We start from the raw sequence: 14,936 nt of genomic DNA on the forward strand, positions 1-14,936 counted from the left end.
CGGAAACGCTCCTGTCCTCGCGCACTGAAGAGGCCAAGACATACGCATCGGCGCCCGCATCGCCCGATCCGCGGCCCACTGCCGTCGCGCCCCGGCCGGCACCTGCCGCATCAGCTTCCTCGGCCGTCCCATCCAACACCTCCGTGATCAAGGTGTTGCGACGACCGGTTGAATCCGCCTTGCGAGCCGGTGTCGCTGTGATGGATCAACTCCCGGTGCAGGACGGGGTGTTGCGTGCGGTCGCGCTGTCACAGGCCCATTTCGAACGCGGAGAGTACGAGGTCGGTCCGCTTGTCGGTGGCGGCCGACCAGCCGACGACGCGGCGGGAGAAGGTGTCCACGACGAACGCGACGTGGACGGTGCCGGCCCATGCGGGGACGTGGGTGAAGTCGGCCACCCACAGGCGGTTCGGCGCCGTCGCGACGAAGTCGCGTCGCAACGGGTCCGGCGCCCGTGTGGCGGTCGGGTCCGGTTCGGTGGTGCGGACCTTCCGGCCGCGGACGGCGCCGGAGAGCCCGGCGTCCTTCATCGGCCGGGCGACGGTGCATCGGGCGACGTCGGTGTGGCCGCGGCGCTTCAACTCGGCCCAGACCTTGCGGACTCCGTGGACGCCGTGGTTGGTTTCGTGGACGTTCGCGATCAGGGCGGTCAGTTCCGCGTCGCGAAGGGATCGTGCCGAGGGGGTGTGCTTCTTGTGCGCGTGGTAGGTGCTCGGGTGGATGCCGCAGTCGTGTGCGGTGAGCACGGTGCAGATCGGCTCGACTCCGCCGAAGCGGTCCCGGTGCTCGTCGATGGAGGCTACGAGCGCGTGTGTGGCCGGTCGAGCTCGGCCGTGAAGAAAGACGCCGCGGCCTTGAGGATTTCGTTCGCGCGCTTGAGTTCGGCGTTCTCCTTTTTCAACGCCTTGAGTTGCGCGGATTCCTCTGTTGTGGTCCCGGGCCGGTGACCGGCGTCGACCTCCGCCCGGCGTACCCAATGGCGCAGCGACTCGGGTCCCACGTCGAGCTTGGCGGCGATCGATCGGATCGCCGCGTGCTCGGACTTGTACCGGTCACGGGACTCCAGCACCAGGCGTACGGCCCGCTCCTTGAGGTCCCTTGGATGGTGCTTCGGCATGATTCGTCCGATTCTCTCAAGAGCCAGAGTCTCGATCAAACTCGGAGCGGTTCACCTGGGGCGGGCCGGGTCGATAAGCGAAGACCTCGTGGACGTGCGGCCCCCGGCCCTGTCCACCGCCCTGCGCCTGGAATCGGCCCTGCTCAACGAGGAAACCGGAATCCGCGGATACGGGCTCACCGGCATCCCGGAGTTCGTGACCCCCTTTCGGCAGGGACTACTCGAGCAGGAAGCGGACACCGCGCAGCTGACGGAGCTGTTGCGCGGCGACCCCGCTGGCCTGCGTGATCTCGTGGCGGTGCGGGACGCGGTGGGGAGGTGGCAGGAAAGGATCGCCCGCCGCCGCGCCGCCCGGCGCGCCGTCGTCCCTGGCCACCGAACGGGCAGCAGAGGGCAAGGTGCTTTCGACCAGGTGCGCGCCGCCTCGAGCAGCCGGCGGGAACGGCGGCGTGCGGACCGCGCCCGGGCCAGGGACGACCTGATGGCCACGACGGCCCTGCGGAACTGGGTCTTCGGCGCGATCGCGGTGCTCATCGCGGTCCTGGCGGCCCTGGTCTTCGAGGGTTGCGCCGCGGTATCCGCACGCCGCTGGAACGCCTCGAGACCGATGCCGCACCATCGCCGGCGGTGACTTCGACCACCCCATCACCGCGACGGCCCCGCCGACATGCGGCGCCTCAGCGGCGAGATCGACTTCATGCGCCGGCGCCTGGTGCGCGAACTCGCCTACACCGAGGAGGCACGCCTGCACCTGGACTCGCGGGCGGCCGACCTCCAGCGATCCAACGCCGAGTTGGAACACGTTCGCCTACGTGGCCTCCCACGACCTGCAGGAGCCGCTGCACAAGGTCTCCAGCTTCACCCAGTTGCTCAAACGGCGCTACGGAGGGCAACTCGACGAGCGGGCGGACCAGTACATCGACTTCGCGGTCGACGGTGCGAACCGCATGCAGGGCCTGATCAACTACCTGCTCGAGTTCTCCCGCGTGGGAAGGTTCCACAACGCCCTGCGGAGCGTCCCCTGGACGATGTGCTGGAGGAGACCCTGTCCGCGCCGAGCGTCGGTGTCGAGGAGGCCGGGGCGACGATCACCCACGACCCGCTGCCGACCCTGGTCGCCGACCCCACGCAGATGGGCATGCTCTGGCAGAACCTGTCCCGGACGGTCACCGCCACGGCCCGGTCGATGGTATGGCCCGGTGCAGGCGCCGATCGCGGTGAGCGCGGCATGGCCGGCGTCGTATGGCGGCGCGCCGGTCAACGCATGGAGAGTAGGGCGATCCCGGGTCCGAAGGCGATGGCGAGGCGGCCGTCGGGGAGCAGAGCGAGGGCGCCGATTTCCTCCGGGACGGTGAGGGTTGTGCCCACCTGTCGGCATGTTGTGGCGTTCCACAGTCGGATGGTTCGCCGGTCGCCGGTTGTGACCACCAGCGGGTGTCCGTCGATCTCGGTGGCGGATATCGCGCGTACCCTGTCGCCCGTGTCGACGGACCCCACGTGCTCTCCGGTTTCGGGATCCCGGACGTGGAGTGTGTTGTGGAGGGCGGTGATCACGAGCGGGCGCACGGGTGAGGCGATGACGGTCAGATGCTCGACCTTGTGCTCGTACCGGAGGGTACGTGTCGTCTCGCCGGACTCCGGATCCTGGATCCGCACGGTGGCACCGTCGTCTACCGCGACCACGCGTCGCCCGCCGACCGTCATGGGCAGGGCGGCCCTGATGTACTCGGCGTGTCCGGTCAACGGGGGCAGGCCGGCCGGGGTGCCGTCGTCCAGGTTCCATCCGAGCACGCGGCCGTCGTTTCCGGCGGTGAGGGCCACCGGGCGGCCGTTGTGTTCGGTGGTGGACACGTTCAGCACCCGGTGGCCGGACCCACGGCGGTTCACGCGTACGGTGCGCGTGAGTTCGCCGGTGGACGGATCCCAGACCCGCAGCCTGGCTCCGTCGGACGTCACGACTGCGGGCCGATCGTCGAGAATCGTCGTGGCGACGCTGTCGACACGGATCAAGTGCCCGATGAGCGGCGGGCACAGCTCGGTGCCGTCGGCAAGGTCCCACACGCGCGCACTGCCGTCACCACCGCCGGTGACCAGATACGCCCCCGAATCCGTCTCACCTGCCGCGACGTCGAGGATCTCCCGGTCGTGCCCCCGGCGAGGCCCCGCGACGGGGGTGGAATCGGCGCCCAGGTCCACCACGAACGTGTGCCGGTGCGTGCCGACCAGCGCGACCACACGCCCGGATACGACCGCTGTGGTCACCCTGTCGACGAATCCGCGCGAGTCCGCCGAGACCGAGACGGGCCTGCCGACGGCATGCCGGTCACTCGCGTCCCACACACTGACGACACCCCCGGAGTGGGCGGTCACGATGACGCTCCGGCCGTCGATCTCGGCGAGGGCGGACTTGACGCAGCCGTCGCCGAGGGCGTCGCCGAGTTGCTCCCCGGTCTGCGGGTCCCACAGGCGTACCTCGTCGTCGCCGCTGGTCACCACGGTCGGTCGGCCGTCTATGGACGCGATGGCGGCGCTGGAGATCCAGGCGTCCACGCGGTCGGGGTCGTCGGTGGTCAGGGCCGGGCCGAGGGTTCCGCCGCTTTCGAGGTCCCACACCAGGCCGGTGCCGTCCTGGGCTCCGGTGACCGCGATGGGTCGGCCGGCCGCCTCGCCGACGGCGATCGCGGTGATCGCGCCGGGCTCGTCGATCTCCGGCCGCTCCGCCGTGGGGGTGCCGAGCGGGGCACCCGTACGCAGGTCCCACATGCGCAGTACGCGGTCGCCGCCCCCGCTGACGATCACCTGCTCACCGGCCACACGGGCCACCGCCACCGCCTTCGTGCTGCCCAGGTGCCCGGTGAGCGGATCGCCGATCGCGGTGCCATCGGTCAGGTTCCAACGCTGGACGAGCCCGCCACACCTGCCGCCGCATCCGTTGCGGTCACACCAACCGGTGCATTCGGCGCCGGTGACGACGATCCAGCGGCCGTCCGACTCGGTGACAGCGAGGGCTTGGAATTCCTGCGTCGACTTCAATTCGGCCTCGACCACGGCCGCGCCCGTGGCCAGGTCGTGCACGTGCAACGTCGCCCCGCTCAGCGTGACCAGGACCGGCCTGTCCTGGACCACGGCGGTCACCTGGCTGCCGCCGACGTCGAACCGTGCGCGCACACGCGAGTCGAGCCGGGCGCCGCACGCCCATTCGACGGTCCAGGTCTCCGCGGGCGCGTCGGGGATCGGGACGGCCGCGATGGCGCGGGCGAGGTCGTTCGCGCCCCAGCGCGCGGCGTCCATGGTCAGGAGTTGGCGGCGGGTCACGAGGCCGGCGGCGCGGTGGCGGTCGGCGGACGTGCGGTAGACGTCGGCGGCCAGTCGGGTCTCGACCGAGGTGACGTGATCCAGAAGAGGCAGCAGATCGTTCGGGTCGGCGTGGACAAGCGTGTGCGCGTCCACTACGGGCTCATCCCCCGGGACCCCGGGATCGGCATCCGCGTCGGGGAAGACCAAATGCGCGCTCAGCGGCCGTAGTTCGCCAAGCAGCGTGGAGAGCCGGCGGCCCGCCCCAACCCGGTCTCCACCCTCGTGGTCCACCCGGTGAACACGGAAATCACCGTCCGCCTCGGCCTCGGCGAGATCGACGAGGAGATACCACTGCCCGTCGTCGTGGCCGATCGCATACCAGGCCCGGGGAATCTCCTCGGCGACCAGTCCGGCTTCGACTTCGCACTCTGCGGGCAGGTGAACCTCCCACCCGAACTCGTCGTCGGTGGCGAGGCGTTGCCACGACGGCCACACCACTGCGAGCACCACCTGCACCGCGGGCGGCACGGGGTGCTCGCCCGCAGGCGTGCGTACAACCCGGTCACGTGGCCGAAATTCCTCGGGGATCCGGCCATTCAAGCGGGCGATCCGGGCGAGGACATCCTGGCCGAGGGCATCAGTGGGTACGCCAGGCACGATCGACAAGGCAGCCGCCTTCTGGAGGGGACATGGTTCGAGCCATGATGCCGGCCGCCGGCGACACCCGGACCCTGTGCACTTCCGGCGCCCGATCGGGTTCTGGCTCATCTTCGGTTTGCGCCGTGAGGCGCTGTTGGTTCGAGTGGAGGTGGAAGACCTGCACCAATCCCCTGTCGCAGCAGTGGGGTTGAAGCTGAGGGCAGCCTGATCCGGGTGATGCCGGGGGGCGGGAGCGGCCCTGACAAAGCCGAGACGTATCCAGCACTGCCAGATGGGGCGGGTCCGGCGAGCGTGACGGAGAGGAGTACGCGAGGAACCGGCGTTTTACGTCTCCCAAAGCGACACCGGCTCGAACCTGGCGGATCAGGGCCGGAAGCGGTGCGCATCCGGGGTATTTCTTCGAGACTCCGGAGAACTCCCTCGGGCGGTATACAAAAGCTGCCCGGGAGGTCACGAGGAAAGCCTGCGGCGTACTCGTGGCGATGCCGCAGGGACACAGTCGGGCTCCTACTTCGTCGAGCGAACCACAGTGAACACGGGAACCGTTCCGGATCTCGCCTCGCCGTCTGCTTCCGGCAGCCGGCCGGAGCCGGGCGCATCGACCGCCGATCGGTTCGGGACGGGGCGGAGCCGCCGTAGTACTCCGAGGCCGGGAAAGCCGGTCACATGGGAAAGGGCGGCAGCGGTATCGAGAAAGGGAGGACGCTGCAACGCCGGAGGACGCCTTGCTGAACAGCGGGGCTCCGGGTCCTCGGGCCCGGGTACTGGAGATGCAGACCAAGCTTCACCGTCGGGCGGTGGCCGATCCCGGCCGCCGGTTCGACGACCTGCTCAACCTCGTGCACGACCCGGCGACGCTGTTGACGGCGTTCGACCGGGTCGCGGGCAACCGGGGAGCCCGAACGCCCGGCGTCGACGGCCTGACGGCCGCCGATGTCGAGACGTTCATCGGCGTCCCCGGATTCCTGAACGCCCTGCGGACCGCGCTCAAGGACGGCTCGTTCCGTCCGTTGCCGGTGCGGGAACGCAGTATCCCCAAGCCGGGAGGCTCGGGGAAAGTCCGCAGACTCGGAATTCCGACGATTGCGGACCGAGTCGTTCAGGCGGCGCTGAAGCTGGTGCTGGAACCGATCTTCGAGGCCGATTTCATGCCGGTCTCCTACGGTTTCCGGCCCCGACGGCGGGCCCAGGACGCGATCGCCGAGATCCACTGTTTCGGCACCCGGGGATATCGCTGGGTGCCGGACGCGGACATCGAGGCATGCTTCGACTCGATCGACCACACCGCCCTGATGGACCGAGTGCGACACCGGGTGAAGGACAAGCGCGTCCTGATATTGGTCAAAGCCTTCCTCAAGGCCGGGATTCTCACGGAACTCGGCGAGAACAAGGCGACGTTGACCGGCACTCCGCAAGGCGGAATCCTCTCCCCGCTGCTGGCGAACATCGCTTTGTCCGTGCTCGACGAGCACCTTCACGAGCCGTGGGAGCCGGGCGGGACGATGTCCACCGAAGGCAAACGCGCCTACCGGCGCCGCAAGGGTCGGCCGACGTGGCGGGTCACGACGTCTTGGGTCGCAGCCGTCGGCATCGGACGAGTCCGACTTTCCTCGTCTCAACCCTTCCGGCCGGCGGGCGGCGGACAGCGAGTTCGCTCAAGGGGACGGACGGGCCGCCTAAGTCACGCTCGATACGTCCAGCGCAAGGGGAATACGGGATGGCCTAAGGGGCGCGAGCCCTATGGCTACGGAGGGGTCGTAGCAGTCGTCGGAGTAACGCCCGACCGAGGAGGACGGGAAAGCCGTCCGCACGGGCGAAGGGCCCCAGGTGTCAACTGATCGTCCATGTCGGTGAGGTATGCGAAATGCATAGCGCCGAATCCTTACTGAGGATCATCCGTGAACGCGGCAGAAAGGGATTGCCACTGGAACGTCTCTACCGGTGCTTGTTCAACCGGGATCTGTACCTGCTCGCCTATGGGCGGATCTACCGCAACGACGGTGCGATGACGCCCGGCATCACGGCCGAGACCGTGGACGGCATGCGCCTGGCCAAGATCGAGGCGATCATCGACGCGCTCCGAAGCGAGCGCTACCGGTGGTCGCCAACGCGTCGCGTCCACATCGAGAAGAAGGGAAGTGCGAAGAAGCGGCGCGGGTTGGGTCTGCCGACGTGGTCGGAAAAACTGTTGCAAGAAGTGATGCGCCTGCTGCTTGAGGCGTACTACGAGCCGCAGTTCTCCGATCATTCCCACGGGTTTCGGCCCGGTCGGGGCTGTCACACCGCCTTGCAGAAGATCTATCCGGGCTGGCGGGGCACGACGTGGTTTGTCGAGGGTGATATCAAAGCCTGCTTCGACAGCTTGGATCACAGTGTCCTGCGGTCGATCCTGGCCGAGAGGATTCATGACAACCGCTTTTTGCGGTTGATCGATGGACTGCTCCGGTCTGGATATCTGGAACAGTGGCGTTATCACGCAACGTTGAGCGGTTCGCCGCAAGGCGGCGTGATCTCGCCGATCCTGTCCAACATCTACCTGGACCGGCTGGACAAGTACATCGAGACGAACCTGCTGCCCGCCTACAACCGGGGAGCCCGTCGGAAGTCCAATCGGCCGTATATGCGGCTGTGGCAACGCGCCTTCAGGCTGGAGGAGCAAGGAGAGTTGGAGGCGGGTCGGACGCTTCGCAAGCAGATGAAGACCATGCCCTCTCGTGATCCGAGTGATCCGGGCTACAGGCGGCTGAACTACTGTCGCTATGCGGACGATTGGCTGTTGGGTTTCACCGGGCCGAAGCGGGAGGCCGAGGAGATCAAGGCCGAGATCGGCCGGTTCCTGCACGACGAGCTCAGGTTGGAACTGTCCGAGGAAAAGACCGTGATCACTCATGGGCGGACACAGGCCGCCCGATTCCTCGGCTACGAGATCGTGACCTTCGAGACGCGGACGCGATACTTCCGCGCCAGCCTCTTGGTCAGCGAGCGCTCCATCACGTACTTTAACCGTCCGAGGCGGTGGAGGTTGAACGCGAGCTGGTAGTAACCGGCGATCCCGCGGAACTCCGCCTGGTACTGGGCGACGATGGAGAAGTCGCTGTTGACCGTACGTTCGGTCCGTCGGATCGGTCGGCCGTGGTGCATGTAGGGACGGCACTTGGCGCGGATGACGTCAGCAGGCACTTTCAAACCGATCTGCGCGTTGATGCTGCGCTGACCGCGATGGTCGTGCTTGGTGTCGTTGTCCAGGATACCGACGCTACCGGACCGTGCTGAAGACCGACCAGGGCCCGCGTCGCGGGCTCCGGGTCACCGTCGAACGCGGAGAAGGAAAAGCGCCGTTGGTGGCGCTGTGGGGCGGAATCCCACTGAAGCGAAAGACCAGGATCGGGAATCTCGACGACCATCCGAAACAGGTGTGGAACAGCTCGCGCAACGAGATCGTGAAGCGCCTGCTCGCCGATACCTGCGAGATGTGCGGGTCTCATGACGGTGTCGAAGTGCACCACATTCGGCATCTGAAAGACCTGAACATTCGGGGACGGGCCGCCAAGCCCGTCTGGGCTCAGATGATGGCCGCGCGTCATCGGAAGACCCTGGTCGTCTGCCGTGTCTGCCACGAAGGAATCCACTACAGCGGACGTCCCTCGCGGCAGAACTCATGAGAAGAAAAGGCACTGGAGAGCCGGATGCGATTAACGTCGCACGTCCGGTTCGGGAAGGGGCCGTCGGAAAAGGACCCGCACCACGGGCACCTCGCCGGCGGCCTACTTCACTGCCCGCCGGGTTCGGGAAGCGGTCCGGGGAAACGGTCCGGTCGAAAGACCGGAACCGCGCCCCGGGCCGACTTTCACCGACCGTCCCCGGACGAGGCCGAGCAGGTGATCGACCACCTGCGCGACAAAGGCCTCGGGGTCGATCCCGTATGCCGGGTGCCGGACCTGTCACCGTCGACGTACTTCGCGCGCAAGAAGCGCCCGAAGTCGGCGCGGCGGCTGCGCGACGAGCAACTCGTGCGGCTGATCGAAGCCGAGCACGTGGAATCCGGTGGCACCTACGGCGCCCGCAGGATCACCCGTGCCCTGGCCCGCAAGGGCCACCCGGTCGCCCGCTGCACGGTCGAGCGTCTGATGCGCGAGCTGGGGATCGAGGGCGTCATCCGCGGCCGCCGTCGCCGCACCACCGTCACGGAGCCGGCCGCGCCGCGGCCGCCGGACCCGGTCGACCGCGTCTTCGCCGCGGACGGCCCGGACCGGCTCTGGGTCGCCGACCTGACGTATGTGCGGACGTGGTCCGGCTGGGCGTATGTCGCGTTCGTCCTGGACGCGTACTCGCGGATGATCGTCGGTTGGCGGATCGCCGAGCACCTGCGCACCGAACTCCCGCTCGACGCCTTGGAAATGGCGTTGTGGCGACGGCGGATCAAGAAGGACTCGGGCCTGATCCATCACAGCGACCGCGGGTCGCAGTACGTGTCTATTCGCTACACGGAGCGACTGGCCGACGTCGGTGCCGCCGCGTCCGTGGGCTCGGTGGCGGATTCGTACGACAACGCGATGGCCGAGGCGCTGAACGGCACCTTCAAAGCCGAACTCATCGAAATGCAGGGACCCTGGCGGGCCTTCGCCCAGGTCGAGCACGCCGTGGTGCACTGGGTCGGCTGGTACAACGACGAGCGCCTGCACTCGGCGTTGGACTACGTGCCACCGGTCGAGTACGAGCAGCAATACTGGGCGAGCCAGGAGCAAGTCACGCAGTCCGCGTGAACAACCGCAAACGGACTCCACAAAACTCGGGTCAGCTCAGTTCGCCGAGTCCCTGCGGGCCCCACCTCACCGGCGCGTGGCACGCGTGCCACGTGACGGCGGACCGCCACGAGGTCGGCGGGGCGGGTCTCGACGTTCACGAATTCTGCATTTCGAGCAGACCCTGATCCGGGCCACGGTCCCGACCGCCGCGTCGGTGTATTCGCGGTAGCCGCTGGCGCCACGGCACGGTTCGAGCAGGCCTTGGGCCTCGTAGTAACGCAGCAGATGCGCGCCGACTCCGGTGCGGCGGCTCAGTTCTCCGATCAACACGCGTGTTCCTGCTTGACCTTCATATCGGTGTGAAGGTTGAGGATTCTCCCATGACCGAGTCCTTCGGTCGGTCGACAACGGCAGCGTGTATCGAACGGGAGCACCTCATGCCCACATCTGACACCGGCCCCACCCCGGTAACCGTCCTCGGCCTGGGGTTGATGGGCCAGGCGCCGGCCGCGGCGTTCCACGCCGAGGGACACTCCACCACCGTGTGGAATCGATCGGCGGCCAAGGCCGAACCGCTCGTTGCCCGTGGTGCGATCCTCGCGGACTCGCCCCGCGACGCCGTCGCGGCGAGCCCGCTGGTGATCGTGTGCGTCACCGACTACGCCGCCGCGCGCGAACTCCTGGATCCGCTGGAGGACGTGCTCGCGGGCCGGGTCCTGGTGAACCTGACCTCGGGCACCTCGGCGCAGGCCCGTGAGACCGCCGCGTGGGCGAGCGCGCGGGGGGTCACCTACCTCGACGGCGTGATCCTGGCCAACCCCCAAGCCATCGGCACCATCGACGCGGTCCTCCTCTACAGCGGGCCGCACGCGGCCTTCGACACACACGAGTCCACCCTGAGGAGCCTGGGGGCGGCCACCACGCACCTGGGCGACGATCACGGCTTGTCCGCGCTGTACGACATGGCGACGCTCACCATCATGTGGAGCGTCCTGAATGGATTCCTGCACGGCGCCGCACTGCTGGGCACGGCACAGGTGGGTGCCGCGACGTCGATGCCGTTCCTGCGGCAGGGCATCGAGACCGTGAGCGGATGGCTGGCCGAGATGGCGGACCAGATCGACAGTGGCAACTACCCTGGCGGCGATGCCACCATCGACACCCACCTGGCGGCGATGGACCACCTCATCCACGAGAGCGAGTCTCTCGGCGTCGACGCCGAACTGCCCAGGTTCGTCAAGACGCCGGCCGATCGCGCGGTCGCCGGAGGCCACGGCGGCGCAGGGTACGCGGCCGTGATCGAGCAGTTCCGCAAGCCGTCGGCGGCCCGGCCGTGACCGCCGCACCGTTCGATCCGCACTCGCTGCTCGCGGTGAGCCGCCTCGGCGTCCTGGCGACGATCAGAACGGACGGTCGTCCCCAACTGTCGCCCGTCCAGCCGTTCTTCGATCGGAGGGCCGGAGTCGTCCACGTGTCGACGTCCCAGGGAACCGCCAAGGTCGCGAATCTGCGGCGGGACCCACGCGCCACCCTGGAGGTGACCGGCCCGGACGGCCTGTCGTGGGCCACCGTCGAGGGCACGGCCACCCTCACCGGGCCGGGAACCGACCCCGATGGTCCCGAGGTTGCCGCGTTGGTGGACTACTACCGCATCGCCGCCGGCGAGCACCCGGACTGGGACGAGTACCGGTCGGTCATGGTGGCCGAACGAAGGGTGCTCCTGACGATGACGGTCGACCACGCGTACGGCGCCAGGATCGGCTGACCGTGCGGCGCGGCCTCCTACCCAGGGGGTGTGGTCCGGTGCGCCGAGCCTGCCACGCCCCCATCCGAGGCCGGCGCCGGGAGCCGTCCCGCCGCACGGGTGATTCGGCCGGGCCGTGCGCCGTGTGAGAGCCGGGCATGGGTTGGACCGAAGCGGCAACCGATGGTCCCCGACACCGGCACAGTCATTCGGCCCGTCGTTTCGAGTCTGAACCCCGTGTCGCGCGACACCACGCCCGAATCGAGCACGCTGAGGGAATCGGTTCGGGTGTTCGCCCGCAGCGCCTGCTCAAGGCCCTGCCGCTGCGGCACTGCCTCACCGTCACCCGCGTCCTGCGACGCGCGACCGCCCGCCGCCCGGCGAGTCGCGACGAGACGCTGCGCCACCGCGTCGCCGCACGCCTGCACCCCGGCCGCGTCGCCTGCCTGGAGACCGCGCTGGCCACCCCGCTTGCCGCAGTCGCACACGGGCACCACACCCACCTCGTCCTGGGCGCGCGCTTCGACCCCCTCGAACTCCACGCCTGGACCACCACCCGCGGAGCGATCATCGGCGAACAAGCCGAACTCGATCGCGAACTGCACCGAGTCCACACCCTCTGAACCGGCGAACCGCACCGATCCGAGCACGAGTTGCGCGACGGCCGTAGCCTGCGACTCCGGCCGCGCCAGGATTCGCCACCCCCGAACGAGGTTACTCGTTCGGGGGAATTTCATTCTCAGGCCGTGACCGAAAGCCAAACCCGCCCCGGGGACATCCTCGTCCCCGACCCCGAACCCCCCGACCGCTCCCACGACAACGCCTTCGCCGACACCTCCCTGCGCCGCATCGCCGCTCGCGTCCCCGCCGATCTGGCCCTGACCGCACGCCTGGCCTGGCACACCGACCCCCGCACCCTGCTTGTGATGACCGCAGCCCAACTCGGGGCCACCGCCGCGACCGCGTTCGGACTCCTGGCCACCGCCGACGTCTCACCCCCTGCTCGCCCTCAACGACCGCCCCTGTGAAACCACCGTCCGCGCCGCCGCACCAGCCCTGACGCTCCTGGTCGCCGCCGCGAGCGTGCGCGCGATCCCGCAGGCCGTCATCTCCGCCGCCTCCGCCCCGCCTGGGCGAAACTCGTGCCCGGATCCCGGATTCGACGGCGCTGAAGGCACGCGGGGCGGACATGGGTCTTCGACGCGGGCGGTGGCCCGGTCGCTCGTGGGACTGCGGCGAACGGCCCCGGAGGCCGACGCCGTCGCACCCGCAGACCTGCCCCTCAACTGCGGCCCCGATCCCCACCCGTCCGAGGGAATCGCGCCCTGCACCTGCGGCATGTGGTGCTCCGTCGCGCGGGACCGCCCGTCCGCCTTCTGTGGAGCAGTCGTCGGTGGGCAGTGTCATGAGGGGTGTCGGACGCGCAGGCGGAAGCTGCGCGACAGCAGGAGCGGCGACAGGACACAGCCGCGCGTTCCTCGAGACGTGGCGGACGCACCGAGCGTGATATTTTCCGCCAACCGGGCGCTGCCGCCATGGGGTCGGGTGGGAGGCGAGCTTGGTCACGGGTGGTCCGTTCGCACGCATCGGTTCCTGGATGCGCCAACAAGGCGCGGGTGTTCGCCAGGCGAACGAGGAGATCGTCAACCCGTGGCTGCGGGATGCCGGCAGCGCACCCCAGGTCGACGTTCCTCCCATGCCGACGACCGCACCGCTCCTGGGTGGAGCGCAGGCCCCCGTCGGGGATGTCGGGTTCGAAGCACCGGGCATGACCCCCGAAGACCCGCTGTACCAACAAATCAAGAACGCCAGGTCGACGGAGGAGATACAAGCCTGCCTCAGCGGCGGCTTGGAGGGAGCACTCGGTCGGCCCGTGGGAGTCGACCTGACGGGGGCCCACTTGTACGCCGCGAAGGAGGCCGCCGTGGCGCTCCTCCACGTCGCGCGCATCCATCCGGAGAGTGCGCTCACGGCAGTGAGCGTGGCAAAGCGTCTGGTCAACCGAGGAGCCAGCGCGGAAGCCAATCACGACGGCCACATGGTGCTCAATATCGCGGCATTCGGAAAGAAGAATCGCAAGGTCCTGGAGGCGAAGAATCCATTTACGCGTCTGTCTCGAGGAGATGTCCCGATGACATGGGCGGCGGAAGTGGTCATTCACGAGATGGGGCACATGGACGGCTTTCGAATTGGCCAGGATCAGATGCACTCCTTCATGTATCCCCTTTATCGTGTCGACAAAGAAAAGGAACGGTCACACTGGAAGAAGCCATCTCCGCCGCGCAGATCGGGTATTCTTACCCCCGAGCTGATCACCAGTGAGATCAGTGCTTATGCGGCCACGAACGAGCGCGAATTGTACGCGGAGGCCTTCACCGACGTCATTGTCAACGGGAAGAACGCCGGCGAGCTGAGCCAGGGCATCTACCGGCGGGGGCAGATGCTGCGCAATCGTGATCCAGTCGACTCCGCCGACAATTTGCGGCGCACGTTGGCCGACCTCCGGGCCTCGACGTACAAGAACGGTATGCCCAAGCCCCCAGAGGCGGGGCGGTATGCAGGCGTCCTGGAAAAGGGATTCCATTCGCTGAGGGGCCGCACCGGCGTCGGAAAGAATGAGCGGGCGGGGGGAAAATCCCACGGCGCCGCTCCGGGTCTGGCCCCCGGAGCGGCGCGAAATGCGCAACGAAAGCAAGGCCGCGAAAGATAACCGTCCCGCGCGTACAGAGGGCAACGACACTCCGATCGTCCCCCGCCGTTAAGTCGTGCCGCGATGTGTGGACCTGGGGCGGACACATCTCCGACTGATGTGCGCACGCGGCCGGCGTCGGCGGCCCGTCACCGTCCACCGCCGGCGAGTGATGCGCGGCCGTCCGTGCCGCAAGTCGGCACAAAAATCGCGGAGTTAACCATGGGGGTTAAGTCGTGCGGAGATATGTAAGCCCAGTACGACACATCCATCAGAGATATGTCGTAGCCGTCACGACATCCCGTTTCGCAAAGCCACAGGTCAGACCCCGAATTCGCCGGTTTGTCTCTCAAAGAAGCCGACCCGGGCGCGACGTAACGTTCGCGTTCCGCTGACGACCCGCGTTCGCCGAAACGACACAACGCCGTCCACGAGGCGGTTCGCGTCTTGGGCGACCGTTCATCCACACCCCCCAGCGCCTGCGGCGGCCGTCGTTCCGTATGGCCTGCCGGTGCCATGGCAAGCGGAGCGCGCCATCGGGGGCCGTTCCGCCGCCCGCCGACCTCCCCAGGCGGTTCGTGCCGTCCCGCAGGACTCCCGTTCCCGCCCGAGTCGTGCGCCGCCGGTCGAGGCTCGCGCTTCACGCGCCCACGTTCGATCGGGCAGGAACGGGTCTGGGTCGAA

The 14,936-nt window shown here is 68.3% G+C and carries 13 protein-coding genes and 3 pseudogenes; 11 read left to right on the forward strand and 5 right to left on the reverse strand.

Features of this window, described 5'->3' with window-relative positions:
• Positions 1-248: 248 nt before the first annotated feature.
• Together ACIRL2_RS48955 and ACIRL2_RS48960 are read right to left on the reverse strand one after the other, a co-directional pair.
• Positions 249-746, reverse strand: a complete 498-nt coding sequence (locus ACIRL2_RS48955) for an IS3 family transposase (RefSeq protein WP_402241876.1) — start codon at positions 744-746, stop codon at positions 249-251.
• A 53-nt stretch (positions 747-799) separates the two neighbouring features.
• Positions 800-1,156 (reverse strand): transposase, encoded by a 357-nt coding sequence (locus ACIRL2_RS48960; RefSeq protein WP_402241878.1) that lies wholly within the window; start codon positions 1,154-1,156, stop codon positions 800-802.
• Between the two features lie 49 nt (positions 1,157-1,205).
• Between ACIRL2_RS48960 and ACIRL2_RS48965 the strand changes: the two genes are divergently transcribed.
• The gene (locus tag ACIRL2_RS48965) at positions 1,206-1,748 is read left to right on the forward strand and encodes a CHASE3 domain-containing protein (protein WP_402241879.1); all 543 of its coding nucleotides are present in this window, start codon (positions 1,206-1,208) and stop codon (positions 1,746-1,748) included.
• A gap of 181 nt (positions 1,749-1,929) precedes the next feature.
• Positions 1,930-2,472, forward strand: a complete 543-nt coding sequence (locus ACIRL2_RS48970; protein ID WP_402241881.1) for a histidine kinase dimerization/phospho-acceptor domain-containing protein — start codon at positions 1,930-1,932, stop codon at positions 2,470-2,472.
• Here the strand turns inward: ACIRL2_RS48970 and ACIRL2_RS48975 are convergent.
• Positions 2,375-4,942: a WD40 repeat domain-containing protein gene (locus tag ACIRL2_RS48975; RefSeq protein ID WP_402241882.1), complete on the reverse strand. Its 2,568-nt coding sequence runs from the start codon at positions 4,940-4,942 to the stop codon at positions 2,375-2,377. The genes ACIRL2_RS48970 and ACIRL2_RS48975 overlap by 98 nt on opposite strands.
• A gap of 902 nt (positions 4,943-5,844) precedes the next feature.
• On the opposite strand from ACIRL2_RS48975, the pseudogene ACIRL2_RS48980 reads away from it, so the two are divergent.
• Positions 5,845-6,636 (forward strand): annotated as a pseudogene (locus tag ACIRL2_RS48980) (reverse transcriptase domain-containing protein); the annotation flags it as partial.
• A gap of 479 nt (positions 6,637-7,115) precedes the next feature.
• The gene (locus ACIRL2_RS48985) at positions 7,116-8,114 is read left to right on the forward strand and encodes a reverse transcriptase/maturase family protein (protein WP_402241923.1); all 999 of its coding nucleotides are present in this window, start codon (positions 7,116-7,118) and stop codon (positions 8,112-8,114) included.
• Here ACIRL2_RS48985 and ACIRL2_RS48990 read toward each other — a convergent pair.
• Positions 8,066-8,215 (reverse strand): annotated as a pseudogene (locus tag ACIRL2_RS48990) (group II intron reverse transcriptase/maturase); the annotation flags it as partial. The gene ACIRL2_RS48985 and the pseudogene ACIRL2_RS48990 overlap by 49 nt on opposite strands.
• Before the next feature lie 125 nt (positions 8,216-8,340).
• On the opposite strand from ACIRL2_RS48990, the gene ACIRL2_RS48995 reads away from it, so the two are divergent.
• Both ACIRL2_RS48995 and ACIRL2_RS49000 read left to right on the forward strand, forming a co-directional pair.
• Positions 8,341-8,736: a hypothetical protein gene (locus ACIRL2_RS48995; protein WP_402241884.1), complete on the forward strand. Its 396-nt coding sequence runs from the start codon at positions 8,341-8,343 to the stop codon at positions 8,734-8,736.
• A gap of 24 nt (positions 8,737-8,760) precedes the next feature.
• Positions 8,761-9,837, forward strand: coding sequence for an IS3 family transposase (locus ACIRL2_RS49000; protein WP_402241886.1), 1,077 nt, complete (start codon positions 8,761-8,763; stop codon positions 9,835-9,837).
• A gap of 162 nt (positions 9,838-9,999) precedes the next feature.
• Here the strand turns inward: ACIRL2_RS49000 and ACIRL2_RS49005 are convergent.
• Positions 10,000-10,149 (reverse strand): annotated as a pseudogene (locus ACIRL2_RS49005) (MerR family transcriptional regulator); the annotation flags it as partial.
• A 107-nt stretch (positions 10,150-10,256) separates the two neighbouring features.
• Here ACIRL2_RS49005 and ACIRL2_RS49010 point away from each other — a divergent pair.
• The 5 genes from ACIRL2_RS49010 to ACIRL2_RS49030 all read left to right on the forward strand — a co-directional run bounded on the left by ACIRL2_RS49010 (position 10,257) and on the right by ACIRL2_RS49030 (position 14,273).
• A complete protein-coding gene (locus tag ACIRL2_RS49010; protein ID WP_402241888.1) occupies positions 10,257-11,156 on the forward strand; it encodes an NAD(P)-dependent oxidoreductase in 900 nt (299 codons plus the stop codon).
• Positions 11,153-11,584, forward strand: a complete 432-nt coding sequence (locus tag ACIRL2_RS49015; protein WP_402241890.1) for a PPOX class F420-dependent oxidoreductase — start codon at positions 11,153-11,155, stop codon at positions 11,582-11,584. Before ACIRL2_RS49010 ends, ACIRL2_RS49015 begins: the two co-directional genes overlap by 4 nt.
• Positions 11,585-11,721: 137 nt before the next feature.
• Positions 11,722-12,186, forward strand: coding sequence for a lasso peptide biosynthesis B2 protein (locus ACIRL2_RS49020; RefSeq protein WP_402241892.1), 465 nt, complete (start codon positions 11,722-11,724; stop codon positions 12,184-12,186).
• Positions 12,187-12,309: 123 nt separating this feature from the next.
• Positions 12,310-12,591: a hypothetical protein gene (locus tag ACIRL2_RS49025; protein WP_402241894.1), complete on the forward strand. Its 282-nt coding sequence runs from the start codon at positions 12,310-12,312 to the stop codon at positions 12,589-12,591.
• A 530-nt stretch (positions 12,592-13,121) separates the two neighbouring features.
• Positions 13,122-14,273, forward strand: a complete 1,152-nt coding sequence (locus ACIRL2_RS49030) for a hypothetical protein (protein WP_402241896.1) — start codon at positions 13,122-13,124, stop codon at positions 14,271-14,273.
• The last annotated feature ends 663 nt before the right edge of the window (positions 14,274-14,936 follow it).

It is taken from the genome of Embleya sp. NPDC127516, assembly GCF_044765325.1.
Lineage (GTDB): Bacteria > Actinomycetota > Actinomycetes > Streptomycetales > Streptomycetaceae > Embleya.

Coding starts and splice junctions, on each gene's coding strand:
- ACIRL2_RS48985 (WP_402241923.1), top strand. CDS start 7,116: ATGCGCCTGGCCAAGATCGAGGCGATCATCGACGCGCTCCGAAGCGAG.
- ACIRL2_RS49000 (WP_402241886.1), top strand. CDS start 8,761: ATGCGATTAACGTCGCACGTCCGGTTCGGGAAGGGGCCGTCGGAAAAG.
- ACIRL2_RS49010 (WP_402241888.1), top strand. CDS start 10,257: ATGCCCACATCTGACACCGGCCCCACCCCGGTAACCGTCCTCGGCCTG.
- ACIRL2_RS49020 (WP_402241892.1), top strand. CDS start 11,722: ATGGGTTGGACCGAAGCGGCAACCGATGGTCCCCGACACCGGCACAGT.